25 protein-coding genes are annotated in these 24,797 nt (G+C 53.3%); 16 read left to right on the top strand and 9 right to left on the bottom strand.

Annotated elements, in window-relative coordinates:
* The first annotated feature begins 41 nt into the window (after positions 1-41).
* Complete coding sequence (locus tag Q9L42_RS21560; protein WP_349431453.1) at positions 42-455, top strand: group II intron maturase-specific domain-containing protein; 414 nt, start codon at positions 42-44, stop codon at positions 453-455.
* 133 nt (positions 456-588) lie between these two features.
* Here the strand turns inward: Q9L42_RS21560 and Q9L42_RS18025 are convergent, their stop codons facing one another.
* Both Q9L42_RS18025 and Q9L42_RS18020 read right to left on the bottom strand, forming a co-directional pair.
* Positions 589-1,464, bottom strand: a complete 876-nt coding sequence (locus Q9L42_RS18025; protein ID WP_349431546.1) for a sulfite exporter TauE/SafE family protein — start codon at positions 1,462-1,464, stop codon at positions 589-591.
* A 9-nt stretch (positions 1,465-1,473) separates the two neighbouring features.
* Positions 1,474-2,190, bottom strand: a complete 717-nt coding sequence (locus Q9L42_RS18020; RefSeq protein ID WP_305907033.1) for an MBL fold metallo-hydrolase — start codon at positions 2,188-2,190, stop codon at positions 1,474-1,476.
* A 157-nt stretch (positions 2,191-2,347) separates the two neighbouring features.
* Here Q9L42_RS18020 and Q9L42_RS18015 point away from each other — a divergent pair, with 157 nt between their 5' ends.
* Positions 2,348-2,512: a hypothetical protein gene (locus Q9L42_RS18015; RefSeq protein ID WP_305907034.1), complete on the top strand. Its 165-nt coding sequence runs from the start codon at positions 2,348-2,350 to the stop codon at positions 2,510-2,512.
* Between the two features lie 385 nt (positions 2,513-2,897).
* Here Q9L42_RS18015 and hemF read toward each other — a convergent pair whose 3' ends face one another.
* The 3 genes from hemF to Q9L42_RS18000 all read right to left on the bottom strand — a co-directional run bounded on the left by hemF (position 2,898) and on the right by Q9L42_RS18000 (position 5,533).
* Positions 2,898-3,824 carry an oxygen-dependent coproporphyrinogen oxidase gene (gene hemF / locus Q9L42_RS18010; protein WP_349431545.1) on the bottom strand — a complete coding sequence of 309 codons (927 nt, stop codon included), beginning with the start codon at positions 3,822-3,824 and terminating at the stop codon, positions 2,898-2,900.
* Positions 3,825-4,535: 711 nt separating this feature from the next.
* Complete coding sequence (locus Q9L42_RS18005) at positions 4,536-4,898, bottom strand: HvfA family oxazolone/thioamide-modified RiPP metallophore (protein ID WP_305907036.1); 363 nt, start codon at positions 4,896-4,898, stop codon at positions 4,536-4,538.
* A 446-nt stretch (positions 4,899-5,344) separates the two neighbouring features.
* Positions 5,345-5,533: a hypothetical protein gene (locus Q9L42_RS18000; protein WP_305907037.1), complete on the bottom strand. Its 189-nt coding sequence runs from the start codon at positions 5,531-5,533 to the stop codon at positions 5,345-5,347.
* Between the two features lie 219 nt (positions 5,534-5,752).
* Between Q9L42_RS18000 and Q9L42_RS17995 the strand changes: the two genes are divergently transcribed.
* The 6 genes from Q9L42_RS17995 to Q9L42_RS17970 are packed head-to-tail and all read left to right on the top strand — an operon-like array spanning position 5,753 to position 10,905.
* A complete protein-coding gene (locus tag Q9L42_RS17995; protein WP_305907038.1) occupies positions 5,753-5,920 on the top strand; it encodes a hypothetical protein in 168 nt (55 codons plus the stop codon).
* Positions 5,917-7,272 (top strand): polyphosphate:AMP phosphotransferase, encoded by a 1,356-nt coding sequence (gene pap / locus Q9L42_RS17990; protein ID WP_349431544.1) that lies wholly within the window; start codon positions 5,917-5,919, stop codon positions 7,270-7,272. The genes Q9L42_RS17995 and pap overlap by 4 nt, the downstream gene beginning before the upstream one ends.
* Entirely contained in the window at positions 7,269-8,132 is an 864-nt protein-coding gene (locus Q9L42_RS17985; RefSeq protein ID WP_349431543.1) for a TRAP transporter TatT component family protein, read from the top strand. Before pap ends, Q9L42_RS17985 begins: the two co-directional genes overlap by 4 nt.
* 15 nt (positions 8,133-8,147) lie before the next feature.
* On the top strand, positions 8,148-9,149 hold the full coding sequence (gene dctP, locus Q9L42_RS17980; protein WP_305907041.1) for a TRAP transporter substrate-binding protein DctP: 1,002 nt from the start codon (positions 8,148-8,150) through the stop codon (positions 9,147-9,149).
* Positions 9,146-9,631 (top strand): TRAP transporter small permease, encoded by a 486-nt coding sequence (locus Q9L42_RS17975; RefSeq protein WP_305907042.1) that lies wholly within the window; start codon positions 9,146-9,148, stop codon positions 9,629-9,631. The genes dctP and Q9L42_RS17975 overlap by 4 nt, the downstream gene beginning before the upstream one ends.
* Positions 9,628-10,905, top strand: coding sequence for a TRAP transporter large permease (locus tag Q9L42_RS17970; RefSeq protein ID WP_349431542.1), 1,278 nt, complete (start codon positions 9,628-9,630; stop codon positions 10,903-10,905). The genes Q9L42_RS17975 and Q9L42_RS17970 overlap by 4 nt, the downstream gene beginning before the upstream one ends.
* Positions 10,906-11,690: 785 nt before the next feature.
* Here the strand turns inward: Q9L42_RS17970 and Q9L42_RS17965 are convergent.
* Entirely contained in the window at positions 11,691-13,340 is a 1,650-nt protein-coding gene (locus Q9L42_RS17965; RefSeq protein ID WP_305907048.1) for a putative transporter, read from the bottom strand.
* 883 nt (positions 13,341-14,223) lie between these two features.
* On the opposite strand from Q9L42_RS17965, the gene Q9L42_RS17960 reads away from it, so the two are divergent.
* The gene (locus tag Q9L42_RS17960) at positions 14,224-15,018 is read left to right on the top strand and encodes an undecaprenyl-diphosphate phosphatase (RefSeq protein ID WP_305907050.1); all 795 of its coding nucleotides are present in this window, start codon (positions 14,224-14,226) and stop codon (positions 15,016-15,018) included.
* Here the strand turns inward: Q9L42_RS17960 and Q9L42_RS17955 are convergent.
* Complete coding sequence (locus tag Q9L42_RS17955; RefSeq protein ID WP_349431541.1) at positions 14,977-15,546, bottom strand: Smr/MutS family protein; 570 nt, start codon at positions 15,544-15,546, stop codon at positions 14,977-14,979. The two genes, Q9L42_RS17960 and Q9L42_RS17955, sit on opposite strands and share 42 nt — an antisense overlap.
* 63 nt (positions 15,547-15,609) lie before the next feature.
* On the opposite strand from Q9L42_RS17955, the gene surE reads away from it, so the two are divergent.
* From surE to Q9L42_RS17935, 4 genes are all read left to right on the top strand, one after another.
* Complete coding sequence (surE, locus tag Q9L42_RS17950) at positions 15,610-16,365, top strand: 5'/3'-nucleotidase SurE (RefSeq protein WP_305907051.1); 756 nt, start codon at positions 15,610-15,612, stop codon at positions 16,363-16,365.
* A complete protein-coding gene (locus tag Q9L42_RS17945; protein ID WP_305907052.1) occupies positions 16,362-17,021 on the top strand; it encodes a protein-L-isoaspartate(D-aspartate) O-methyltransferase in 660 nt (219 codons plus the stop codon). The genes surE and Q9L42_RS17945 overlap by 4 nt, the downstream gene beginning before the upstream one ends.
* A gap of 2 nt (positions 17,022-17,023) precedes the next feature.
* The gene (locus Q9L42_RS17940) at positions 17,024-17,599 is read left to right on the top strand and encodes a YqaA family protein (RefSeq protein WP_349431540.1); all 576 of its coding nucleotides are present in this window, start codon (positions 17,024-17,026) and stop codon (positions 17,597-17,599) included.
* 291 nt (positions 17,600-17,890) lie between these two features.
* The gene (locus Q9L42_RS17935; protein ID WP_349431539.1) at positions 17,891-20,629 is read left to right on the top strand and encodes an Hsp70 family protein; all 2,739 of its coding nucleotides are present in this window, start codon (positions 17,891-17,893) and stop codon (positions 20,627-20,629) included.
* Between the two features lie 373 nt (positions 20,630-21,002).
* Here Q9L42_RS17935 and greB read toward each other — a convergent pair whose 3' ends face one another.
* Positions 21,003-21,497, bottom strand: a complete 495-nt coding sequence (gene greB, locus Q9L42_RS17930; protein ID WP_349431538.1) for a transcription elongation factor GreB — start codon at positions 21,495-21,497, stop codon at positions 21,003-21,005.
* Between the two features lie 61 nt (positions 21,498-21,558).
* Between greB and Q9L42_RS17925 the strand changes: the two genes are divergently transcribed.
* Positions 21,559-22,038, top strand: coding sequence for an FKBP-type peptidyl-prolyl cis-trans isomerase (locus Q9L42_RS17925; protein ID WP_305907055.1), 480 nt, complete (start codon positions 21,559-21,561; stop codon positions 22,036-22,038).
* Here Q9L42_RS17925 and Q9L42_RS17920 read toward each other — a convergent pair.
* The gene (locus Q9L42_RS17920; RefSeq protein WP_349431537.1) at positions 22,035-22,742 is read right to left on the bottom strand and encodes an ABC transporter permease; all 708 of its coding nucleotides are present in this window, start codon (positions 22,740-22,742) and stop codon (positions 22,035-22,037) included. The genes Q9L42_RS17925 and Q9L42_RS17920 overlap by 4 nt on opposite strands.
* A 19-nt stretch (positions 22,743-22,761) precedes the next feature.
* Between Q9L42_RS17920 and Q9L42_RS17915 the strand changes: the two genes are divergently transcribed.
* Entirely contained in the window at positions 22,762-23,613 is an 852-nt protein-coding gene (locus tag Q9L42_RS17915) for a TraB/GumN family protein (protein WP_349431536.1), read from the top strand.
* Positions 23,614-24,065: 452 nt separating this feature from the next.
* On the top strand, positions 24,066-24,233 hold the full coding sequence (locus tag Q9L42_RS17910; protein ID WP_305907059.1) for a hypothetical protein: 168 nt from the start codon (positions 24,066-24,068) through the stop codon (positions 24,231-24,233).
* Positions 24,234-24,797: the final 564 nt, after the last annotated feature.

The raw sequence follows: 24,797 nt of genomic DNA, 5'->3' as shown, positions 1-24,797 counted from the left end.
ACAGGACAGTAGCGATTGCGCACAAAGCCCTGCAAACGGCCATGAGTAAAGTCAAAGCCTTAACGCCGCGAGGCACCCATCAGACGCTGAATCACACCCTGGCCGACCTTAATCAGTGGTACGTGGGCTGGGCCAACTACTACAGCTTGACCCAATACCCGTCCCAGCTGAGGAAAATCGAAGCCCATATCCGGCGACGATTACGAGCGAGGCTGGTGAGTCAGCAGAAGCGGAAACAGCATCTGTATCGAAACCTGGTCAAACGGGGCGTACCGCGAAAGCAAGCCGCCCAGACGGTCTTTTCCAACAAGAAACGGTGGGCGCTTTCCGCAACCCGAGCGGTGACGAGAGCCTATCCGAACAGTTGGTTTATCAACCTGATGGGACAGGAAATACGATCCGACCGACAGTTAGCGCATTGGTTTGAGGTATCTCAATGGATTCGTCTTACGTGAGGAGCCGTGTACGGACCCGTACGCACGGTTCTGTGGGCAGACGGGAGCTGCGGCTCCCTCTGACCCGATCACCAAGATGATATTGCAGAACAGATCCGATGCAAATTTTAACCTGAACTCAGGTTTTTTTAGCTTAGTGCAACCTAGACCATAAGCGGTACAGCATCAGGGTCACGATAATGGTGCTCGCGCCTTTGATGAACTCCTTATGTTCAATGAGCAATTGTTTGATTTGTGCAATCAACTCGGCCGAAATTTCTTGATAGAGCAGAAAACTGCCCAGTAAAAACACGAACACGCCGAAACCGCGTTTCAAATACTGGCTGTCGATGATTTTCGTCAATTGACCGCCGATCAGGCTGCCGAATACGGCGCAGCTGGTGACCAAGAGCGTCAACTCGATGTTGATCGACATATGATTGGCATGCCCCGCCAACGCCGCCAGCGATTGCAGCACGATGATGAACAAGGAGGTGCCGATCGCCGCTTGTATCGGCAGGCCGGCCAATAAAGCCAAGGCCGGCACCAGTAGGAATCCGCCGCCGACGCCAATCAAACCGGTGACCAAGCCAACCAACACGCCGTCAAACAGGATGGCCGAGACCGGTAAATTCATCGGACAGAAATCATCTTCGCAATTTTTTTCGCCGGTCACAGGTTTCTTATTCCGTATCATCGCAAACGACGCCAGCAGCATCACGGTGGCGAACAACACCAATAAGATGGGTCCCGGAATATACGCTGCCAAGCGCCCGCCGCTAAAGGCCCCCAACATGCCGGCGATGCCGAAGGTGGCGCCTGTTTTCCAGCATACCCGCTTGCTTCGGGCATAATGGATGACGGCGATCGCGCTGGTGATGCAGACGACGATCAGTGACGTGACGATGGCGCTTTTGGCCGATAAGTCGGCCAGATAGACCAATACCGGCACCGTTAAAATCGATCCGCCGCCGCCCAGCAGGCTCAATAAGATGCCGATAGCGATGGATGCGGCGATTAATAAGGTCATGATGGACTATTATCCCTGAACGATTGAGGCCTGATCATTTTCCGGCTGACCGCAGGCCTTGTTGGCCGGCAAGGCTTCGTCGATGAATTTTGGGTAGGCCAGGTCCAGATCATTCATGATCTGAACAAATTCCTCGCGGGTTTTGCCGTTGCCGAGTCGGGCATTGAGTGATTTTTCCTGTTTGATCGTCGAGACGGTCTGGCCTTTATAATCATGGCCGGGATAAACCAAGGTATCGGACGGAAGGGTGAACAGCTTCTGAGTGATGCTGTCATACATGACGCCGGAGTCGCCTTGTTGAAAATCGGTGCGACCGCAGCCGTTGATCAACAGACAGTCGCCGGTGAACACGCGGTCGCCAATCAGATAACTGGTGCAGCCACTGGTGTGGCCTGGCGTGTGCAGCGCCTTGATTTCAATATCGCCGACCTGCAATTGCACACCATCGGTGACCAGCAGGTCGGCGCACATCGCGCCTGCATCCCTGTGGACGATGCTTTTGCTGCCGATCTGGTCGCGCAAATGTCCGGCGCCGGTAATATGGTCGGCATGGACATGGGTTTCCAGCGTATAAACCAAGTCCAGATCCAGTTGTTCTAGTTGTTGAATATAGAAATCAACTTCGCTGGCGACGGTATCGATCAAGATGGCTTTGCGGCTGAATTCGCAGCCTAGCAGATAGGTATAGGTCGAGGTGACCGGTTCAAAAAATTGTCGGAAAATCATGACGTCTCCCTGGAATGCTTTATTAATGAACCCTAATATAACATAAGCATCCAGTACCTAAGCAAATAAAATCGTAACTATTCAGTATAAAAATGGGAACTACTCACCCCCATTCGTAGGGTGGATAAGCGGAGCGCATCCACCGGGTCGGCTAAAAATGTTTGAAATTATTCAGCGTATTTTTATAAGAGGGAGTCGATTATTGATTTATCGGGCTGTCTGCAACAGGCAGATTTTTGCTCTGACCGCCAAGGAAGGCGGAAATGTAGAAAATGCAGGAGCAATTTTCTACCGGCAAAACCTGCATTTCCATCGTCCCTGACGGTCTACCTCACCGGTTCCCGACCGGTGTGGCATTCCCACCCTCCCTGGCAGTCAGACGTTGCGGTCAGAGCTTACGCCGCACAAGGAAGTGCAAGTGCCGCGCGAGATAGGACATCGCTAGCGGCCGCCGCACAAGGAAGTGCAAGTGCCGCGCGAGATAGGACATCGCTAGCGGCCGCCGCACAGGGACATGCAAGTGCCGCGTGAGGCAGGATGCCATTAGCTGCCAAGGATGTATTAACCCAGCACCTAAATTAACGAAGATGATTTATCGCAGCCATTAGCCTATGGAATTTAGGTGCTGGGTAAATTCCTGGCAGTTATCAACTCCGGTTTCACGTTTGAATGGTTGCAAAGTTGTCGATTTTCCAAGGCTCTCGCGTTTATGATGAACCGTTCGTGCCCAGCCAGTCACGCGGTTTTAAGTATTGTTCATAAAGCACAGACTCCGCACTGCCGGGGTCGGGGCGCCAATTATATTTCCAGTGGGCGACCGGCGGCATAGACATCAGGATCGATTCGGTTCGGCCTCCTGATTGCAGGCCGAACAACGTGCCGCGGTCATAAACCAAATTGAATTCGACATAACGGCCGCGCCGGTAGAGTTGGAAGTCGCGTTCTTTGTCGCTGTAAGGGGTGTCCTGACGTTTTTTCATTATCGGCAGATAAGCGTCGATATAATGATTGCCGACGCTCTGCATAAAGGCAAAGCAGCGCTCGAAGCCCCATTCGTTCAGGTCATCGAAGAACAATCCGCCGACGCCGCGAGTTTCATCGCGGTGTTTCAGATAAAAATAGTCGTCACACCATTTTTTGTAACGCGGATAAACATCGGGGCCGAACGGCTCACAGGCTTTGCGAGCGGTTTCGTGCCAATGAATCACGTCTTCCTCAAACGGATAAAAAGGCGTCAAGTCAAAACCGCCGCCAAACCACCAGATCGGTTCTTCTCCCGGTTTTTCCGCGACGAAAAAACGGACATTGGCATGCGAGGTCGGCACATAGGGGTTGCGCGGATGAATCACCAGCGATACGCCCATCGCTTGAAATTGTCGGTTAGCCAATTCCGGCCGGGCCGCCGTTGCCGAAGCCGGCAGTTTGTCGCCAAAGACATGGGAAAAATTAACGCCGCCTTGTTCAATGATGCGTCCGCCGCTCAGAACCCGGGTTCTGCCTCCGCCGCCTTCGTTACGCTCCCAATTATCCTCGATAAAGTGAGTCTCTGTTTCTTCGCCTTCCAGCGCCTGGCAAACTCGATCCTGTAAATCGAGTAGGAAAAGTTTAACGTTTGTGATGTCTTCTTTATTCATGGTCTGTAAAAAGGTCGGTATACGAACGCGTGAGAGTCGTTCAGTTAATTCATGCCAGGACAATTTGTCTGCCGCTCAGCTAACTTTAATTGCTGAGAGATCTTAGCAAAAGTGAGATTCTACCGGAAAGCTCGGGGCCTTAGTCAAATTAATCCAAGCATCCAGGCGGATTGCCTGGCGGCGAATCCACGGCGGGTCCCCGACGGTTGCGACGCCAACGTAGCCAACGTGGACGGATTCGTAGGGTGGCTTCGCGAAGCAAGCCACCAAACCCCGCCTCCGAGGCAAAATTGGCCGTTGTGCGTATCCAGGTGGATTGCCTGGCGGCGAATCCACGGCGGGTTCCCGACGGTTGCGACGCCAACGTAGCCAACGTGGACGGATTCGTAGGGTGGCTTCGCGAAGCAAGCCACCAAACCCCGCCTCCGGAGCAAAATTGGCATTGTGCGTATCCAGGCGGATTGCCTGGCGGCGAATCCACGGCGGTTCCGATCGACGGTTGCGATGCCAACGTAGCCAACATGGGCGGATTCGTAGGGTGGCTTCGCGAAGCAAGCCACCAAACCCCGCCTCCGGGGGCAAAATTGGCCGTTGTGCGTATCCAGGCGGATTGGCCGGCAGAGTATAGGAGGGATGTTGGGTGTGCGACGTTTACTACAGAGTCGTGTGGAGAGTATCGGCCCTTGTGGGCCGATCCTGGTCGGCAGTTAATTATTTTTTCATTGAACCGCCGCATTTGCCTTCGCCGCATTTGCCTTCCATGTCTTTCGTTTTGTCGGAAGGCATCGGTTTATTGCCGGCGCATTTGCCTTCGGCTGCTTTTTCCTGATTTCCTTGCATCATCGCGCCGCCGCATTTGCCTTCGCCGCAAGAGCCGTCTTTCATCTTCATCGAACCGCTTTGTTCTTGATCGGATTGGGCGGTCTGCATGTAACCGGATGACAGTTCAGTCAGGGCAAATGGATTGCTGTTCGCATCGATCGACGCGTCGGCTTGGGCCACATTTGCGGACAGTCCTGAAACTAAAGAGGTTCCTAATGCAATGGCAAAAGGGGTGTTTTTGGATTTTTTCATAACTTCTCCTTATGAGTAAAAAGACTGATTTGATATCAGTACCAGTGTCGAATAGTTTTAAGCTCAGACTTGCTATAAAGGATTCGGTTCAATGTCTGATACTCATCTATTTCATACCGTTGGACAAATTTTGACCCCGAACTCGGGTTGTAAAAAGTGTCGGCGGGAAAGTATAGCACCTACGTTAGCCGTTTAAGACGGTCAATTGCAGGAAGGTAATTTTACGCCTGAAACACGACCTTCCTAATAACAGTCGAAGTTTAAACATAGGCAAGGGATAAAAACCGAGAGGAAACGAACTATAACTAGCTGGGGAAAAACTAAATGGCCGGGTAGCGGGGATTAACGGTGGCTAAATTTGCCAAGTCTATGAATGGCTAATCTGGCTGGAAACATTGGGGGGAGGAGAAAAGTCCCTTGTTTTAGAAACAAGGGACTTTTATTCATTATTCCATAACGTTGTTGAAGTCTCTAGCTTTTCCCAGAACTTGAGCTTCAGCTTCTGGCGTTGTTTGAGCAGACATTTTCAAATGCTCTGTTTCTCTGCCTTTCAGCATCATTACGAATGCGATCATAATTACTGCAGATACAGCAACAACGATGGTGTAAGTATTGCTTTGTTTTTCTTCAGCCATTTTCATAATCCTCTTGGTATTTATTGTAATAATAACCCTTACTACTTGATAAGGGGGCAACTCGAGTTGCTTGTCGAATGTCTTTGTTTTGTTATTAAATCGACGTCGATATTTGTATCACGACAAAAGGTTTTCTGTCAAAACTAAAATTAACAATAATGAGGATTTTATTTTTGCTATGCTTTAAAGGCGGAAAAAAAACGGCATTAAGGAGGCTAGGTGTTTGAAATTGCTGAGTTAGGACATACCGTTAAAAAGTCGATTTACCGGGAAAAAGTTTCGTTATTGCGGACGCAATTGTTGCTAGCTCAACAAAAACTGCAGGACTGTGATTTTCCGGTCATTATCTTAATTTCAGGCGTCGACGGTGGCGGTAAGGGGAGGTGATCAACCTCTTAAATGAATGGATGGACCCGCGCTATATGCGCACCATCGCCTTTGCCGAGCCTTCCGATGAAGAGAGGGAGAGGCCCAAATTCTGGCGTTTCTGGCGCACCTTGCCGGGGAAGGGGAGCATCGGTATTTACGTCGGCTCCTGGTATAGCGAACCCCTGGCCCAACGAGTCTACGGTGAAACTGGAGATGATCAGCTGCAGGTGCAATTAATGCATATCAGGCAGTTAGAGCAGTTGTTGAGCGATGATGGGGCGTTAATCATCAAATGCTGGCTGCATTTAAAAAAGGACGCCCAGAAAAAACGCCTGAAAGCCTTGCAAAAAAAACCGGAAACGAGATGGCGGGTGACCGAAAAAGATATAAAACATCTAGCCCTCTATGACCAATTTGTCGCGGTCGCCGAACGAGTCTTGACAGAAACCAGCACAGCCTCGGCGCCTTGGCTGATCGTGGAAGGCTCCGATATCCGTTATAGCAGTCTGACCGTCGGACAGCATGTCCTGAATCGTATCGAGCAGCATATTGCCCAGCGCCAGGTTTTAAAACAACTGAACAATGAGGCTGACTGGCCAAGGGTTAATCATGTCAGTCAGCAAAATTTGCTCGATTCGCTGGATTTAACCTTAAAACTGGATAAAAAAACCTATAGACAACAGTTGGCGAAGTATCAGGGGCGGATCAACAAGCTGGTGCGTCAGGCCCATCAATTGAAACGATCCAGTATATTGGTGTTTGAGGGCTGGGATGCCGCCGGCAAGGGCGGCGCAATCAGGCGTTTGACCCATGCTATGGATGCTAGAAATTATCAGGTCATACCGGTTGCCGCACCGACCGACGAGGAACGCGCGCATCATTATCTCTGGCGTTTTTGGCGTCATATTCCGCGCGCCGGGCAAGTGACGATTTATGATCGCAGCTGGTACGGTCGGGTTCTGGTGGAGCGGGTGGAAGGCTTTGCCGGTCGGCGCGAGTGGCAGCGGGCTTATGCGGAAATCGTTAATTTTGAAGAAGCCTTGGTTGAGCATGGCATCGTGCTGTTGAAATTCTGGCTGCATATCGACCAGGAAGAACAGCTAAAACGATTTAAGGAGCGTGAGCAAATCAGCTATAAAAAGCATAAAATAACCGAAGAGGATTATCGTAATCGGGAAAAATGGGATGACTACCAGCGAGCGGTTAACGAAATGATAGCCAGGACCAGCACCCATCAGGCCCCATGGCTAATGGTCGAGGGTAATGATAAATATTATGCGCGCATCAAGGTCTTGAAGGCCTATTGCGAGCGTATGGAAGAAATGCTCGACGCCGGCATGGCGGAGCAAAGTCAGGAGCGAGACTCGTGAGAAATCGATCGATGAAAGCGCTGTTGCTGGTCACGCTAGTCTTAGCCTGCAACGGCTGTAGCTTTTTTATTACGTCCGCGGCAAAGGATTTCGGCAGTCATTTGCAGCAGGCGATGTTGAACTCCAATGATCCGGAGATGGTGGCGCAGGCAATTCCAGCCTATTTACTGATGCAGGAGGCCTTGCTGCTCAGTGAACCTGAAGACGAAGCGCTGTTGCTATCCACCGCCAGACTCTATGCCTCCTATACGGCGTTAATGGCCGACGATGAACCATCTAGGAATCGGCGCCTGACTGAGAAGGCGCTGAGTTTTGCCGTCCGAGCCGCCTGTCTGCATAAGCAAGCGCTCTGCGATGTGCAGACGCTGACTTTCGCCGAATTTTCTACCGTGATCGAAGACACCGAAAAGGAGGACCTGGAAAGCCTTTATGCGCTCGGCACGGCCTGGGCCGGCTGGATACGCGCCCATGCCGGCGATTGGCGCGCTGTGGCCCAATTGGCCCAGGTTAAACGACTGATGCGTCATGTCTGCGAAATGGATGAAGACTATCGCGATGGCGAGATTTATCTGTATTTGGGCATGCTGGAGAGCATTTTACCGCCTGCTTTAGGCGGCAAGCCCGATTTGGCTCGACACTATTTTGAGAAGGCCATAAGCTTGTCCGCCGAAAAAAACTTGATGGCGCCGGTGCTCTATGCCCGGTACTATGCCCGCATGGTGTTTGATCGCGAACTGCATGACCGTTTGTTAGAAGCGGTCATAGCCGCCAATCCTCAGCAGAATGGGTTAACATTGATCAACACGCTGGCGCAGCAGCGAGCGGCTGAATTATTACAAAGCGCCGATGACTACTTTTAATGAGCGAGCTAGGATATGAAAATTCAAGTTTACCAGGCCATGCTGTGGCTGTTGTTGACCTTCGCCGCTAATACCGCGCAGGCCTATACGTTTAAAATCGCCACCTTATCGCCGGATGGCTCTTATTGGGTCAGGCAATTGCGCGCCGGCGCCGAAGAAATTAATCGTAAGACCGACGGCCGGGTTAAATTTAAATTTTATCCCGGCGGTGTGATGGGCGATGACGTCGGAGTGTTGCGCAAAATGCGCTTGCGCCAATTGCATGGCGCGGCGGTGACAAATGCGGTACTGAGCAACATTTATCCCGATATTCAGCTTTACAATCTGGTGTTGAAGTTTCATAACCTCCAGGAAGTGGATTATGTCAGACGGAAAATGGATGCCAAGCTGATGCAAGGTTTGGAGGAACATGGCGTCGTGCCGCTGGGGTTCGCCGAAGTCGGCATGGCTTATGTGATGTCCACGGCGCCGGTGCAGACCCTCGAGCAAATGCGCAATTACAAGGTCTGGGTGCCGGATGATAATCGCGTGGTCTTGGAGGCGATGAAGGCCTTTTCCATCTCGCCGATTCCGTTACCGTTGCGCGATGTGCTGATGGGTTTGCAAACCGGTATGATCGATGTGGTTGCCGGCTCGCCGGTCGGCGCACTGGCCTTGCAGTGGCATACCAAAGTCAAATATGTCACCGATATACCGCTGTTATATGCGTTCGGCGCATTGGTGCTGGATAAGGGCGCATTTGCAAGAATTTCCGCAGCGGACCGTCAGATCGTGCGCTCGGTGATGGGGCGGGTGATTGAGGAAATCGATAAGCACACCCGAGAGGATAACCTGCAAGCGGCCGAGGTGCTGAAGGAACAGGGCATTCAGTTTCTGAAGCCGACGCCGGCCGCGGCCGATGAGCTGAGACGCACGATCGTCAGCGCCAACCGCAAGATTGAGCAGGAGGGCAACATGTCGGCCGATAAAATCAGGGAGTTGAATGCTTATTTGGCCGAGTTCAGACGGCAGCAATGAGCTTGACGGCATTGCGTAACATACGGCGTTGGTTATTGAACGGCGAGACCTTTATTTTAGTCGCGTTGTTCATCTCCTTGATGCTGGTGGCCGTGACTCAGATCGTGATGCGTAATTTCTTTGCCAGCGGCATCATCTGGGCGGAATCCTTTGTTCGCATCGCCGTGTTGTGGATCGCGCTGATCGGCGCGATGATCGCCAGCCGCGACGGTCAACATATCAGTATCGATGTGGTCGTCAAGAAACTGCCTGCCGGCATTCGGCCTATCGCGCAGCGGCTAAGCGCGCTGTTCACTTCGGCGGTGTGCTACGTCATGACCTGGCATAGTCTGCAGTTTGTGCTTCAGGAATATCGATATGGCGGCATCGCCTTCGCCGCGGTGCCGAATTGGCTGTGTGAGGCAATCATACCGATCGCCTTTTTGATCATTTCGCTACGCTATACCATCTCCATCGTATTGCCTAATTCTCTAAGTCAATGACAGTTTTTGCCATTTTAATCATTGTGCTGATGGTGATGATCGGTGCACCGTTGTTTGTCGTGATCTTGGCGGCGACGATGCTGGGCTTTGTCAGCTCCGAGGTTGATTTGGCCATTATTGCCGCAGAGCTCTACCGCATCGCCGAAACGCCGTTACTGGTGGCTCTGCCGTTGTTCACCTTCGCCGGCTATATTCTCTCGGAAGGCAAGACTTCGGAGCGAATCTTGCGCCTGACTCGGGTTTTCTTCGGCTGGATGCCGTCCGGCTTGGCCATCGTCTCGTTGGTGGCCTGCGCGGTGTTTACCGCCTTTACCGGGGCTTCCGGCATCACCATCGTGGCCCTGGGAGCGTTGCTGCTGCCGGCGCTGATTGCCGAGGGCTATCAGGAAAAGTTCAGTCTCGGCCTGGTGACCACCAGCGGCAGTTTGGGCTTGTTGTTGCCGCCGTCTATCCCGTTGATCCTCTATGGAGTGATCGTTCAACAGATGAGCCTGGGTCAAAGGTTCACCTTGCCGGAATTGTTCATGGCCGGTTTGTTGCCGGCGCTGCTGATGATTTTGCTGCTGGGTCTTTGGACCGCCTGGGCCAACCGGCATTTATCGTGGCAGCGTAGTGTTTTTTCCCTGACCGAGGCGTGGGCCGCGATTAGGGAGGCGATCTGGGAGTTGCCGCTGCCGGTATTCATCGTGGCCGGCATCTTTGGCGGTTTTCTGACGGTATCGGAGGTCGCGGCGGTGACGGCGTTATACGTGATGCTGGTGGAAATCTTCGTCTATAAGGAAATAGAATTACAAAACCTGATCCAGGTGATCAAAGCATCGATGCAGATGGTTGGCGGGATTTTAATGATCCTGGGCGTGTCGATAGCCTTCACCAATTACCTGGTCGATGCGCAAATTCCGATGCATTTGTTTGAATGGGTTAAGGCAAATATCGACAGCAAGATGTCCTTTTTAATTCTGCTCAATATTTTTCTATTGATTTTGGGCGCGATACTGGATATTTTTTCCGCACTGGTCATCGTCGTGCCGTTGATCGTGCCGATCGCCCTCAATTATGGCGTACATCCGATTCATCTGGGCGTGATCTTTCTGGCCAATATGCAAATCGGCTATTTTACCCCGCCGGTGGGCATGAATCTGTTCATTGCCAGTTACCGTTTCAACAAGCCGATCACCGAACTGTATCAGGCCACGATCCCGTTCATGCTGATTTTACTAGTGGCGGTGTTGATCATCACCTACGTGCCCTGGTTGAGCACCTGGTTTCTTTAAATAGGGCGTCACATAAACAACAGTGGGTAGGGTGTGCTGACGATAGGAAGCGCACCATGTGTCGATGCGCTTCACGACGATCGGCTTTACATTGGCATCGCAATCGTAGGGTGGATTCGCCGCCAGGCAATCCACCTGGATACGCACAACGGCCAATTTTGTCTCCGGTAGCGTTTTTTGGCGGCTTGCTTCGCGAAGCCGCCCTAAATTGGTGGATCCGCTGCGCTTGATCCACCCTACGTTGGTATCGCAAACGTCGGCTGGCCCATCGTAGGATGGATTCGCCGTCAGGCAATACGCCTGGATACGCACAATGCCAATTTTGCTCTGGTGGCGGTTTTTGGCGGCTTGCTTCGCGAAGCCGCCCTACATTGGTGGATCCGCTGCGCTTGATCCACCCTACGTTGGTATCGCAAACGTCGGCTGGCCCATCGTAGGATGGATTCGCCGTCAGGCAATACGCCTGGATACGCACAACGGCCAATTTTGCCTCCGGTGGCGTTTTTTGGCGGCTTGCTTCGCGAAGCCGCCCTACATTGGTGGATCCGCTGCGCTTGATCCACCCTACGTTGGTATCGCAAACGTCGGATTGACCCATCGTAGGGTGGATTCGCCGCCAGGCAATCCACCTGGATACGCACAACGGCCAATTTTGTCTCCGGTAGCGTTTTTTGGCGGCTTGCTTCGCGAAGCCGCCCTACGCGAAGCCGCCCTACGCGAAGCCGCCCTACGATGCTGTTAAAAGTACGCTGAATAATTCCCCCGAACTCAGGTTAAATAGGGCGTCACATAAACAACAGAATGATCAACTGCGCCGAAATAATCCTCAGTATCATGACCAGCGGATAGACCGTGGCGTAGGCAATGGCAACGGCCGAGGAAGGACTGAAGCCGTTGGCGAAGGCTAGCGCCGGCGGGTCGGTCATGCTGCCGGCCAGCAGGCCGCAGATGGAGAGAAAATTTAGCCGCAGGTATAGCCTCGCGATCATCGCGACGATCAGCAAGGGCAGCAACGTGATCAGCACGGCAAAGCCCAGCCATTTCAGCCCATCGCCTTCCACCAAGGTGGCCAGAAACTGATCGCCGGCGTTCAGGCCAACGCAGGCGAGGAACAACACGATGCCGATATCTTTCAGGATGATGTTGGAGCTTTTCGGCATCTGCCAGGTCATCGTGCCCCAACTGTCGACCCGGCTGAGAACGATGGCCATGATCAGCGGCCCGCCGGCCAGTCCCAGCTTGACCGCCGAAGGAATGCCGGGGATATAAAGCGGCCAGCTGCCCAGGATCACGCCCAGCGTGATGCCGATGAAGATCGGCATCACCTGAGGATGATTGATTTTTTCCAGTGAATTGCCTAGCACCTTTTCGATATTGTTCAACGCTTCTTTAGACCCGATTACATGCAGTTCATCGCCAAAATGAATGCGGGTCGATTTGTTCGGTATGATTTCCACTTCCGGCCGTTGAATCCTGGAAATCGTCACCGCGTAATAGGTTCTTAATTCATCGATCGTTTTGCCGATGGCTTCCTTGTTGGTGACGACGAAACGCTGTAAATGCAGGCTGTTGGAAATTTCATTCAGATTTACCGGCGAGTCGGGACCGATCAATATCTTCAGTTTGTCGATGTTTTTCGGTTTGCCGACCAGACGGATGGAATCGCCGGTTTGCAGCATTGTTTCGCTGCTGACGATGCTGACCTTGTCTTGATGGGCAATACGGGTCACGATCGCGCTCATCGCATCGAAAAAAGGAATTTGCGCAATCGTCAAGCCGTTCAGGTTCGGGTTTTCGATGATCAGGTCTTTCGATATCGAACGGTTGGCCGATTGTCGTTGTTGTTTGTCGAAATTTTTCGCCTCGCCCTCGACGTTTATTGCAAAAAAATGTTTGATGACCAGCATCGATAAGATGATGCCGATGACGCCGAAAGGGTAGGCCACCGCGTAGCCGAGTCCCGGTTGTTTCAACGTATCTGCATCGACGCCGGGTAGTTGGCCGAGAATTTCCTGAGCGGTCGCCAGCGATGGGGTGTTGGTGGTGGCCCCGGAAAACAAACCGACCGCCACCGGTATTTCAATGCCGCCGAATTGACTGATCAGCAGCGTCACAACGGCGCCTAATAGTACGATGCCCGCAGCCATCAGATTCAGGCTGATGCCGTTATGTAGAAAGGAATTGACGAAGCCCGGGCCGACTTGCAGACCGATCGCGTAGACGAACAGAATCAAGCCGAATTCACGAATGAAATGCATCAAGTGGCCGTCTAGCGTGTAGCCGAAGTGACTGAAGACGATGCCGGAAAACAATACGCCGGCAATGCCCAGCTTCAGGCGAAACAACGGAATCTGTCCCAAGGCTAGGCCGAAGGAGATCACCAGGCTCAGGATCAAGATGGAATAGGAAATCGAATGTTCGTCGAACCAGTTCATTTATTTTTTCGCGGGGTTGTTGCAATCGATAGCTATTGAAATGTTAAAACCTTAAAGCTTGGCTTCGAAATAAGTTCGTAGGCCAAGTAGATTAGGATGTGCGATCAGCAATTCTCAGCTTGAGCGTTTTAGGGGTGTTTAGCAGGGCTCCCTCATTAAAAATACCTGAACCAACACATTGGTTAATATCGCGTCATCCCTCTGGGCGGGGCGGGTTATTTAACCCGCCCCAAACGTTTAACTTGCTCTAGTGACGGTTGAATCGTTCAGGACCTCGTTGACCTGCATTTCGCATAGCGACATGCGGCTACTTGCTGCGCCGCGGCTCCGCCAAAGTCTGCCCGTAGGAGGCCCGCCCTCGGGCCGAATGGCTCTTTTCGCGCCGAGGGCGGCGCTCCTACGCAAAGCACCGTCTTGCCTTCGGATGTTGAACAGCGTGAAGCGCATCAAAAACCGGTGCGCTTCCTCTCGTCAGCACACCAGCGCATCGTAGGGCGGCTTCGCGAAGCAAGCCGCCAAAAACCCTGAGCGGGGCGGGTTATTCAACCCGCCCCGAACGTTTCGGTTTTTCCCCGAACGTTTCGGTTTTTAGTTTGGCATAGGCTTGAAAGATTCAGGCCGGGGTTACAAACCCCGGCCTGCTCAGTGCTGAACAGCGTGAAACGCATCAAAAACCGGTGCGCTTCCTCTCATCAGCACATCAGCGCATCGTAGGGCGGCTTCGCGAAGCAAGCCGCCAAAAATCGCCAAAGGAGCAATGTGGTGTTGTTCGTATCCAGGCGGATTGCCTGTCAACTGTAGCTCGGCGCTGCAAGTTTATTAGAACGTCGTCCCGACTAGCGATACAATTGTCGGCTAATTTTTATTGGCTGACAATCAAATCATGGATATTATTCAAGCGCTAGCGCTCGCCGTATTACAAGGGTTAACCGAATTTTTGCCGATTTCCAGCTCGGCTCATCTGATCTTGCTGCCGGTGATTTCCGGTTGGGAAGATCAGGGCTTGGTTTTCGATGTCGCGGTGCATGTCGGCACCTTGACCGCGGTGGTGGCGTTTTATCGTCACGACCTCTATCGCATCATCAATGATTGGCTAGGCTCCTTGCTAGGACGAGGCTTGACCGAAGATGCGAAGCTGGCCTGGTACGTCATATTGGGGACGATTCCGGTCGGTCTCGTCGGGATTTCTTTGCCCGATCCTCTGAAGGAGGCGCTGCGTTCACCGCTGGTGATCGCCGGGGCCACGATTGTTTTCGCCTTATTATTATGGGTCGCGGAAAAATGGGCGCGAGAACAACGCAGCGAAGTCACCTTGCTCGATGCGATTATCGTCGGCCTGTTTCAGGCGATCGCCTTGATACCGGGCACATCGCGTTCCGGCATCACCATTACCGCCGGTTTGCTCACCGGATTGCGCAGGGAGCAGGCGGCGCGCTTCTCGTTCCTGTTGTCGATCCCGGTCATTGCGCTGGCCGGCCTGTTGCACGTCATTGATTTGGCGCAAAGCAGCGAGCCGGTGCAATGGGATCTGATCGTCGTCGGCGCAAGCGTTTCCGCCGTGGTGGCTTATTTAACCATCGGCTGGTTTTTAAAGCTGCTGGAAAAGATCGGCATGCTGCCCTTCGTTTATTACCGGCTAATACTCGGCGCCGTCCTGTTCGCCGTATTTCTCCGATAGCTTCAATAGCACGAACACCGCGCCGGTGCCGCCGTCTTTAGGCGGCGTCGAGCAAAACGCCAGTACGTCTTTGTGCTGGCGTAGCCACAGGTTGACATCGTTTTTCAGCACCGGATGATGCTCCGGCGATCGATAGCCCTTGCCGTGTATGATATGCACACAGCGACAGCCATCTTCGACGCAATGGTGAAGAAAATTCAGTAAATGTTGTTTCGCCACTTGGCTGCTCAGGCCATGCAGGTCGATATCGGCATCTAGACCGTAATAGCCTTTACGCAGCTTTTTTAACACGTTTTTTTGCAGACCGGGGGCGATGAAGCTGAGTTTGTCTTCATGGCTTAGCGTTTCTAACGCCGTGTCGATCACCTTTTCTAATGGATTGTCTCGCTCGAAGGTTTGCGATAGAGGCCGCGGACGGGGTTTCCGGGCCGGTTTTAACGCCACGTTTTCCTTTTTTACTGCAATGACCTTGCCAATTGTTTGCCTGAATAATGCAGAATCTTCTGCGGAAAGTATTTTTTTTGTCACGCCAGCTGATTTTTTGCCGAAATTTTTGCTAATATGGCTGATTTTATAGTGTTTTAGAGCAGCATGCACATATTAATAAGTAATGACGACGGTTACCTGGCACAGGGATTGGCTACGCTGGCTGAGTCATTAGCCTGCTATGCCGATATATCGGTGGTTGCGCCCGACAAGAATCGCAGCGCGGCCAGTAACTCGCTGACTCTGGAAATGCCGTTACGCGCTATTGATTCCGAGAATGGCTTTATTCGCGTCGACGGAACGCCGACCGATTGCGTTCATCTCGCCATTACCGGTCTATTGGAGCAGGAACCGGACATGGTTTTCGCCGGCATCAATCATGGCGCTAATCTGGGCGATGATGTCCTCTATTCGGGCACCGTGGCGGCGGCGACGGAAGGACGTTTTCTGGGCTTGCCGGCCGTCGCCATTTCGCTGGCGTCCGGTAACCCTAAACATTTCGATACCGCCGGCCATGTCGCCGTGACCTTGATGAAGAAGATCATCAATCATCCGTTGCCGCAAGACACGTTATTGAACGTCAATGTGCCGGACATAGCCATTGCCGACTTGCAAGGTTATCAATCGACCCGGCTGGGTCAGCGGCACCGCGCCGAGCCGATCATCCGCTCCAGCGACCCGAGAGGGCGGGAGATTTTCTGGGTGGGGCCCCCAGGCAGCGAACAGGACGCCGGACCCGGCACCGATTTTTTTGCCGTTAAAAACGGTTATGTTTCGGTGACTCCATTGCAATTGGATTTAACCCGTTATGAGCGCATGGACATGATAGGCCATTGGCTGGAGCGGGAGGATGACGCATGAGCCAACGTCTACTCGGTATCGGCATGACCTCGCGCAGGACCCGCGAGCGCATGGCCAAACGCTTGCAGGAGCAAGGCATACGCGATAACCGTGTGTTGAACGTGATGATCGACACGCCTCGGCATATTTTCGTCGACGAGGCCTTGGCCAGTCGTTCCTATGAAGATACGGCCCTGCCGATTGGTCATAATCAGACCATTTCCCAGCCTTATATCGTCGCCAGAATGACGGAGTTGCTGCTGGAAAAGGGGCCTTTGCACAAGGTGTTGGAAATCGGCACCGGCTGCGGCTATCAGACCGCGATTTTGGCCCAGATGGTCGACAAGGTATATACGGTGGAGCGGCTTGAACCGCTGTTAAAAAAGGCCAAGGATCATTTGTGGGAACTGAAATTGAAAAATGTCAGTTTTCGTCACAGTGACGGCGGTTGGGGATGGCCGGAGTATGCGCCATTCGATGGCATTCTGGCGGCGGCCGCGCCACAGGAAATTCCGGAAACCTTGTTGCAGCAAATGGCGCCAGGCGGGGTCATGGTGATCCCGGTCGGCAAGGAAAGTGTCCAGGAATTGCATCGGGTGACTCGCACCGGCCAAGGTTTTGAAGATGAAGTCATGGAGCGGGTCAGTTTCGTGCCGTTTCTGTCGGGGAAGGGATAAGAATGTTTCAGAAGTTATATGACAAGGCTTTGCACTGGTCCAGGCATCGTCACGCCAGTAAATATTTGGCCGCGCTCAGTTTTGCCGAATCCTCCTTTTTCCCGATTCCACCGGATGTGATGTTGGCGCCGATGTCGCTGTCCCAGCCGAAAAAGGCCTGGCGCTTGGCGTTGTTGACGACGGTGGCCTCGGTGTTGGGCGGCATGCTGGGTTATGCCATCGGCTATTTCATGTTCGACAGCATCGCGCCTTGGCTGCAGCAGAGCCGCTACTGGGAAAAATACCAGTTGGCCGAAGCCTGGTTTCAGCAATGGGGGGTCTGGGCCGTGTTCGTCGCGGGATTTTCGCCGATACCTTACAAGGTGTTTACGATAGCCGCCGGCGCCTTGCAAATGCTGTTTCCGCCATTTGTGTTGGCATCGATGGTCGGACGGGGGGGGCGTTTTTTTCTGGTCGCGTTATTGATCGCAGCAGGCGGCGAGAAATTGGAATCGGGGTTGCGCCGCTACATGGACCGGTTGGGCTGGGCCGTCGTGGCGATCGTCGTCATCGGCGCCTTGATTTATAAATTTCGCTAGCTTTTTGCGGGATGTCGTAAATTTGTGTAGGTTGGGCTGAATAAAATGAAGCCCAACAAATGTAGGCGCGCCGGAAATGTTAAGCTTTGCAAGCCTCAGCTCAATCTACGACATCCTTGTGCATAACGGCAAGCCAGTAGCCCGCATGAAGCCTTGCGGAATGCGGGGGGGATATCGTGATAGCCTGGATTCCGCTGCGCTACATCATTGACCTACGACATATAGGTTGCGGACGGAGCTGCAAACTCCGTCCGGCTTTGTTTAATCCGTATACGCTAACTAAAATTAACCGTGAACAAACAAGCTCAATATCTGGTCGGCATCGATCTAGGCACCACCCATACCGCGGTGGCCTACGCTCACGCCGACCAAGCCACGCAAGACATTCGTATCTTCGAAATCGCGCAGTTGGTGGCGCCGGGGCAGGTGGCCTCGCGGTCCTTGCTGCCTTCGGTGCGTTATCATCCGGTCGAGGGCGAGTTGAGCGAGGTCGATACCCGCTTCTCGCCGGCTGGCGAACAGGCGGTGATCGGTGAAGCGGCCAGGGTGCTGGGGGCGAAATCCCTGGGTCGTTTGGTGACCAGCGCCAAAAGCTGGCTTTCCCACCCTTCGGTCGATCATGAGGCCGAGATACTGCCCTGGGGCGGCTCCGATGAGGTCGCCAAGGTGTCGCCGTTGGACGCCAGCGCCAGCTATCTAAGCCATGTCCGCAGCGTGTGGAGACATCAGTTTCCGGACGCGCCGCTGGAGCAGCAGGATATCGTCATCACCGTTCCGGCTTCATTCGACGAGGCGGCCCGCTCGCTGACGCTGGAAGCGGCCAGAATTGCCGGTTTGTCCAATATCCGCCTGCTCGAGGAACCGCAGGCGGTTTGCTATGACTGGCTGCGGCGTCACGCCGGCAACATCAAGCAGGCATTGGCCGAGGTGCATTTATTGTTGGTCTGCGATGTCGGCGGCGGCACCACCGATTTGACCTTGATCAAGGTCGAGCCGGGGCGCGACGAACCGAAACTGACCCGGATCGGTGTCGGCGATCATTTGATGCTGGGCGGGGACAACATCGATCTGGCCTTGGCGCATCTGGCCGAGAGCCGTCTGCATCGCGGCGACAGCAAATTGTCCGCCGCCGACTTTTCCCAATTGATCGAACAATGCCGCATCGCCAAGGAACGATTGTTGGCCGATGATGCGCCAGAGCAGGTCAATGTCACGCTGTTGGGCGGCGGTTCGCGTTTGATCGGCGGCAGCCGGACGGCATCCCTGGGCAGAGATGAGGTCAGGAAAATCGCATTGGACGGTTTTTTTCCGTTGTCTGGCCTGGACGAGTTGCCGGATAAAAAACGCAGCGGGGTCGTCGAGTTCGGCTTGCCTTATGCGGCGGAGCCGGCGATCAGCAAGCATATCGCCGCGTTCCTGCGCTCGCACAGCCAGGCGGCCCAGGAAGCCTTGGGCCAAGACAGCATCGTGCCGGACGCCTTGTTGTTGAACGGCGGGGTGTTTCGCAGCAAAACCATTACCCAGCGGGTGATCGATTTGCTGAACAAGTGGCGTGATAAGGCGCCGCGACTGTTGGAAAACAAGCATCCCGAACTGGCGGTGGCTTATGGCGCGGTCAGTTATGCATTGGCGCGACGCGATAAAAAGGTCCGTATCGGCGGGGGAGCCGCGCGCAGTTATTTCCTGCTGGTCGAGAGCGAGGCGGGACAACAGCAAGGGGTTTGCATCCTGCCTAAAGGCAGCGAAGAGGGCAATGAAATCCGTTTGACCCAACAACAATTCGCCTTGCGCGTCGGCCAGCCGGTGCGTTTTCATCTGGTTTCCTGCAGCGGCGACGGCGACTTTCAGCCAGGCGAGTTGACCGAGGTGACGGATGAGCGTTTTCATTCGTTGCCGCCGTTAGCCGTCGCCTTTGAGGGGGAAGACAAGGGTGAAGTGATCGTGCAGCTGGCCGTCAGCCATACCGAGGTGGGTACGCTGAACATTCAATGCGTCTCGGTCAACGATGAAAGCCGGCGTTGGGACGTCGAATTCCAGATCCGCAAGAAAGGCCTGACGCCGTCGACATCCGCTCAGCTGCCTGCCCAGTTCGACGAGGCTGTCGATAAAATTCAGCAAGTGTTCGGCTCGAAATCTAAGCGGGTTAATCCCAAGTCGGTTAAAAGCCTGCGCGCCGATCTGGAGAAAGTGCTGGGCATGGGGCGCGCCGAGTGGGATACGCCGCTATTGCGGGCGTTGTTCGAGACCTTGTTGGAAGGCATGAAGAACCGGCGTCGATCGGAAAATCATGAACGGGTCTGGCTGAGTCTGATCGGTTTCTGCCTGCGGCCGGGATTCGGTTATCCGCTCGATGACTGGCGCGTCGAACAATTGTGGAAAAGCTATCCGCACGGCATACAATTTGTCAACGAACGGCAAAACTGGACGGAGTGGTGGACATTATGGCGCCGTATCGCGGGGGGGCTCGATGGCGAGGCTCAACAGCGCTTGCTCGGCGATATCGCCAAATTCCTGAATCCGGCGGCGGCCAGACAAGCCGGGGTCGCAAAACAAATCAAAATTCGCGGTTACGACGATATGGTGCGGCTGGCCGGCGTATTGGAACGCTTACCGGTCGACAAGAAGATCGAGCTGGGCGAGTGGCTGCTGAAAAGGCTGCGCAAGGCTAGCGAACCGAATCAGACCTGGTGGGCGGTCGGCCGCATCGGCTCGCGGGTGCCGTTTCATGGCGGCAGCCATAATGTCGTGCCGGCCGATGTCGTGCAGTTATGGCTGGAACAAGTATTGACCGTCGATTGGAAGAAAGTGCCCCAGGCGGGCTTTGCCGCAACGATGATCGCCAGGATGAGCGGCGACAGGGCGCGCGATATTGACGATGCCATGCGGCAAAAAGTCATCGACAAACTGAAAGCGAGCAAGGCGCCGTCTTCCTGGGTCGGCATGGTCGAAGAGTTCAAGGAATTGGATGAACAGGAAGAGAAACAGATCTTCGGCGAAGCATTGCCGCCCGGCTTGAAGCTGGTTTCTTGAGAGGTCAATTCAACAACAATGTAGGGATTCGCACAACACCAATTTTGCCCCCGGAGGCGGGGTTGGCAGATGATTTCCCGTAGGGTGGATTCGCCGCCAGGCAATCCACCTGGATACGCACAACGGCCAATTTTTCCCCGGTGGCGGGTTTTGGCGGCTTGCTTCGCGAAGCCGCCCTACGATGGCGGATCCGCTGCGCTTGATCCGCCCTACCGGTGCGGGTAGGGTGTGCTGACGTGAGGAAGCGCACCATTTTTGATGCGCTTCACGCTGTGAAGCACATCCGAAGGCAAGTCGTAGGGTGGATTCGCCGCCAGGCAATCCACCTGGATGCCGCCAAAAGGGATTCGACGCTACGATCAATCCCAAGCCGTCAGCGGTATTCAATCTCGGTCACGTAATAACGGCTTTCCTGCAATTCATTGCGGATGACGATTTCATCGTCAACGGTTTTCTTCAGCAAGGCCCGGGCCAACGGCGAGTCGAGGCTGATATAGCCTTTCCCCGGTTCTATCTCATCGGGACCGACGATGCGATAGGTGACTTCGGAGCCATCCATTTTTTCCAGCGTGACCCAGGCGCCAAAGAAAATCTGTTCGCGATTGCCCGGTTTCTCCGACACGATGGTCAATGACGGTAGCCGCTTTTGCAAATAACGGATGCGCCGGTCTATACCGCGCAATTCTTTTTTCCGATAAATGTACTCGGCGTTTTCCGAGCGATCGCCTTCGGCAGCGGCTGCCGCTAACGCGGCGGTCACATCCTTGCGTTTTTCCCAAAGTTGTTTCAGCTCCGACTCCAGCTGTTGATAGCCTTCCGGAGTGATATAGGGGGACGATTTTGGGCGGGGGGGTCTCCAACGCGACATGTTAATTTGTGCTAAAAAGTTATATGATAGTGAGTTTTTAGTAAAGCATTAAGGTTGTTACATGCAAATTTCAGACAATATGGCGGTGTCCATACATTATACTCTAACCAATGCCGGCGGCGAGACACTGGATAGTTCCATGGGGGCGGAACCTCTGGTTTATCTGCACGGGGCCGGAAATATCATCTCCGGTCTGGAAGATGCGTTAAGCGGAAAAAACGCCGGCGATAAGTTTAATGTCACCATTGAACCGGAAGATGCTTATGGCGAAAAACGCGCGGAGATGATTCAAGTTGTTTCCAAAGACTTGTTCGAAGGGATGCCGGTGGAAGTCGGCATGCAATTTCAAGCCGAAGTCAGTCATGGTCCCGGTATCATCACCGTCGTTCATATCGAGGGCGACGAAGTGACGATCGACGGCAATCATCCGCTGGCCGGAGAATCGTTGACCTTCGATGTCGAAGTGATGGATGTCAGAGAGGCGACCGAAGAAGAGGTGGCTCATGGCCATATTCATGGCGAAGGTGGACATCAGCATTAATTCCGTTCATTCGTTTTTAACAGGGATAGAAAACACGCCGCCGATAAGCCCGAAGCGGCAAAGATCATCGTCATGACCATGATCTGATATCGGGCGGCGATAAAAGGTGAAACGCCGGACAGAATCTGTCCGGTCATCATCCCCGGCAATGAGACCAGACCAACCGCCAACAGGCCGTTAATGGTCGGGATCATCGCGGTATGAAGGGCGCGGTTTCTTGCTTCGGCATAGGCTGCGCCATTCAGCTTGTCCGCCTGAAAACGGTCTGCGGCCAGGCTGATGCTGTTCATAGCGCTGGCGAATATCATACCGGCTAGCGGGATCACAAAGCGAGGTTGATGCCAGGGATGCAATTCCAACACCGGCTGAACAACCATCCACAAGGTCAGTCCTCCCCCCGTCAGCACCGCCAGCATCGCTTTCCACAACAACTTATTTCGCATCGATTTTACCGTGCCGAGCGCTATCCAGCTGGAAAAAATAATCATCACCGCTAAGATTAACAGCGTGACCGGCGCCGAATTCGAGGCAAAAAGATAGTTCAATACATAACCGATCAGCAGCAACTGCACCAGCATCCTGAGTATCGCGTAGCTGGCGTGGCCGGCGCCCTGGCCCCATTTGAACAGGATGACGAGTACTGCCAGCACCGGTATCAAGATAAATGCCAGATTCTGTAGCGGAATGGTTTGTATATTATTCATCGAAGACAAGGTTTAAATGATGCGAAAATTGATTTTACTATGGCTGTTGTTGCCTATACAGGGTTGGGCGGACAGTTCCGTTTGGAAAGTCAGCGACGGCCATTCCGAATTGTTCATTGGCGGCACCATCCATGTGTTGAGCAGACAAGATTATCCGTTGCCGGAGGAGTTTGAGCAAGCCTATCGGCAAGCCGACCTAGTGATACTGGAAACCGATTTGGCGGCGATGGCCCAACCCGAGGCCCAGCAGCGATTATTGCAACAAGTCATGTATCCAGAGGGTCGATCGCTGCAAGACGACTTGCGTCCGGAGACCTATCGTAAGCTCGTTGACTATGTTTCGTCGATCAACTTGTCGATGGCGGCATTAGAACGCTTCAAGCCGCCGATGTTGGTGATTACCTTGACCATGGCCGAGCTGCAGCGCTTAGGCATGGGCGATACCGGCGTGGACCATTATTTTCACGCCAAAGCCTTGCAGGACGGTAAAAGACTGGGGGAGCTGGAGTCGGTCGAATTGCAGATGAAGATCATTGCCGACATGGGCAAGGGTCAGGAAGATGAGATGATCCTAAGCACCCTCCAGGAATTGAGCGAATTGCCGGTGATGATGAACGACATGAAGAGGGCTTGGCGTAACGGCGATATGGATAAGTTAGAGGAAATCGGGATCGTGCCGATGCGAGAGGAATTCCCATCTTTATATGATTCATTGCTGGTTGAACGTAACAACAGTTGGATGCCGAAAATTGAAGCGTTATTGGCGACCCCGGAAACGGAGCTTGTCTTGGTCGGCGCCTTGCATCTGGTGGCGAACGAAGGCGTCATCGAGCAATTGAAAAGCCGGGGTTATCGGGTGGAGCGCTGGTAAAACAGTTTGTATCGATACCGTATAGGTTAGTAAACACTAATTCTTATGTAGGGTGGGGCGACGGCAAGGATGCAGGAGGTAGGGCAACGCGAAACCCATCAATGGCCTTATGACATATAGGTTGCAAACTCCGTCCGGCTTTGAGTTTGTGTAGGTTGGGCTGAATAAAATGAAGCCCAACATATTGAGGCGCGCCGGAAATGTTGGGCTTCGCTATCGCTCAATCCAACCTACGAAACGGCAGCCGCTCTGCGGTTCGGGATGCCCTAGAGTTCCTGATAGGGTTCCCTCACGGCATGGGAACCTTATCGGGAAGTTATGATTAGCAAAATCCTTAGTTGGATAGTAAACATTTTTTGATCTAGGTCAAAAGCCATAACCTTACTTATTGTATAGTTATTGCCGTTGAAGCTAATTCAGCATTTTTACTAAACAACAGTAAGGAAAATACAATGAGTGAAGTACAAGAAAAAGACAATTTTTGGCTCTATATCGTTATTGGTATCGTGTTCTTTGCCGGTGCTATTTTCATGGTAAAAAATTCAGAGAGTGACAAATATGACAGGGCAGCCCAACTGATTGCCGAAGATTCCAGTAATTCCGCATATAGAAACAAATAGTTTTTCTCCTCCTATCTCTCTTCTTGTTTGGCTGCGCCCTACATAGGGCGCGGCCTTCATGCCGTTTCTTCAAGACCTTCACCGATGATCAATGGGTGGATTCGCCGCCAGGCAATCCGCCTTTGATACGCACAACGCCAATTTTGCCTCCGGTGGCGGGGTTTTGGCGGCTTGCTTCGCGAAGCCACCCTACACGAAGCCGCCCTACATTGCTTACATTGGCATCGCAGCCGTAGGGTGGATTCGCCGCCAGGCAATCCGCCTGATACGCACAATGCCAATTTTGCCCGCGATGGTGGGTTTTGGTGGCTTGCTTCGCGAAGCCACCCTACACGAAGCCGCCCTACATTGCTTACATTGGCATCGCAACCGTAGGGTGGATTCGCCGCCAGGCAATCCGCCTGGATACGCACAATGCCAATTTTGCCACGGTGGCGGGTTTTGGCGGCTTGCTTCGCGAAGCCGCCCTACGCGAATTTGTGGGCCCAAGACCGAATATCTTCGCCGCCAGGCAATCCGCCTGGATACGCTCGGTTAAAAAATGACAGGAAAAAATTTCTTGGT

Source organism: Methylomarinum sp. Ch1-1 (genome assembly GCF_030717995.2).
GTDB classification, from domain to species: domain Bacteria; phylum Pseudomonadota; class Gammaproteobacteria; order Methylococcales; family Methylomonadaceae; genus Methylomarinum; species Methylomarinum roseum.
The sequence above is the reverse complement of the archived record's forward strand: the minus strand, read 5'-3'. Positions and strand labels throughout refer to the sequence as shown.

Coding starts and splice junctions, on each gene's coding strand:
- Q9L42_RS17965 (WP_305907048.1), bottom strand. CDS start 13,340: ATGAACTGGTTCGACGAACATTCGATTTCCTATTCCATCTTGATCCTG.
- Q9L42_RS17970 (WP_349431542.1), top strand. CDS start 9,628: ATGACAGTTTTTGCCATTTTAATCATTGTGCTGATGGTGATGATCGGT.
- Q9L42_RS17945 (WP_305907052.1), top strand. CDS start 16,362: ATGAGCCAACGTCTACTCGGTATCGGCATGACCTCGCGCAGGACCCGC.
- Q9L42_RS17910 (WP_305907059.1), top strand. CDS start 24,066: ATGAGTGAAGTACAAGAAAAAGACAATTTTTGGCTCTATATCGTTATT.
- Q9L42_RS17940 (WP_349431540.1), top strand. CDS start 17,024: ATGTTTCAGAAGTTATATGACAAGGCTTTGCACTGGTCCAGGCATCGT.
- surE (WP_305907051.1), top strand. CDS start 15,610: ATGCACATATTAATAAGTAATGACGACGGTTACCTGGCACAGGGATTG.
- Q9L42_RS21560 (WP_349431453.1), top strand. CDS start 42: ATGAGTAAAGTCAAAGCCTTAACGCCGCGAGGCACCCATCAGACGCTG.
- Q9L42_RS17920 (WP_349431537.1), bottom strand. CDS start 22,742: ATGAATAATATACAAACCATTCCGCTACAGAATCTGGCATTTATCTTG.
- greB (WP_349431538.1), bottom strand. CDS start 21,497: ATGTCGCGTTGGAGACCCCCCCGCCCAAAATCGTCCCCCTATATCACT.
- Q9L42_RS18020 (WP_305907033.1), bottom strand. CDS start 2,190: ATGATTTTCCGACAATTTTTTGAACCGGTCACCTCGACCTATACCTAT.
- Q9L42_RS18000 (WP_305907037.1), bottom strand. CDS start 5,533: ATGGCTGAAGAAAAACAAAGCAATACTTACACCATCGTTGTTGCTGTA.
- dctP (WP_305907041.1), top strand. CDS start 8,148: ATGAAAATTCAAGTTTACCAGGCCATGCTGTGGCTGTTGTTGACCTTC.
- Q9L42_RS17925 (WP_305907055.1), top strand. CDS start 21,559: ATGCAAATTTCAGACAATATGGCGGTGTCCATACATTATACTCTAACC.
- Q9L42_RS17915 (WP_349431536.1), top strand. CDS start 22,762: ATGCGAAAATTGATTTTACTATGGCTGTTGTTGCCTATACAGGGTTGG.
- Q9L42_RS18015 (WP_305907034.1), top strand. CDS start 2,348: ATGTTTGAAATTATTCAGCGTATTTTTATAAGAGGGAGTCGATTATTG.
- hemF (WP_349431545.1), bottom strand. CDS start 3,824: ATGAATAAAGAAGACATCACAAACGTTAAACTTTTCCTACTCGATTTA.
- Q9L42_RS17960 (WP_305907050.1), top strand. CDS start 14,224: ATGGATATTATTCAAGCGCTAGCGCTCGCCGTATTACAAGGGTTAACC.
- Q9L42_RS18025 (WP_349431546.1), bottom strand. CDS start 1,464: ATGACCTTATTAATCGCCGCATCCATCGCTATCGGCATCTTATTGAGC.
- Q9L42_RS17975 (WP_305907042.1), top strand. CDS start 9,146: ATGAGCTTGACGGCATTGCGTAACATACGGCGTTGGTTATTGAACGGC.
- Q9L42_RS18005 (WP_305907036.1), bottom strand. CDS start 4,898: ATGAAAAAATCCAAAAACACCCCTTTTGCCATTGCATTAGGAACCTCT.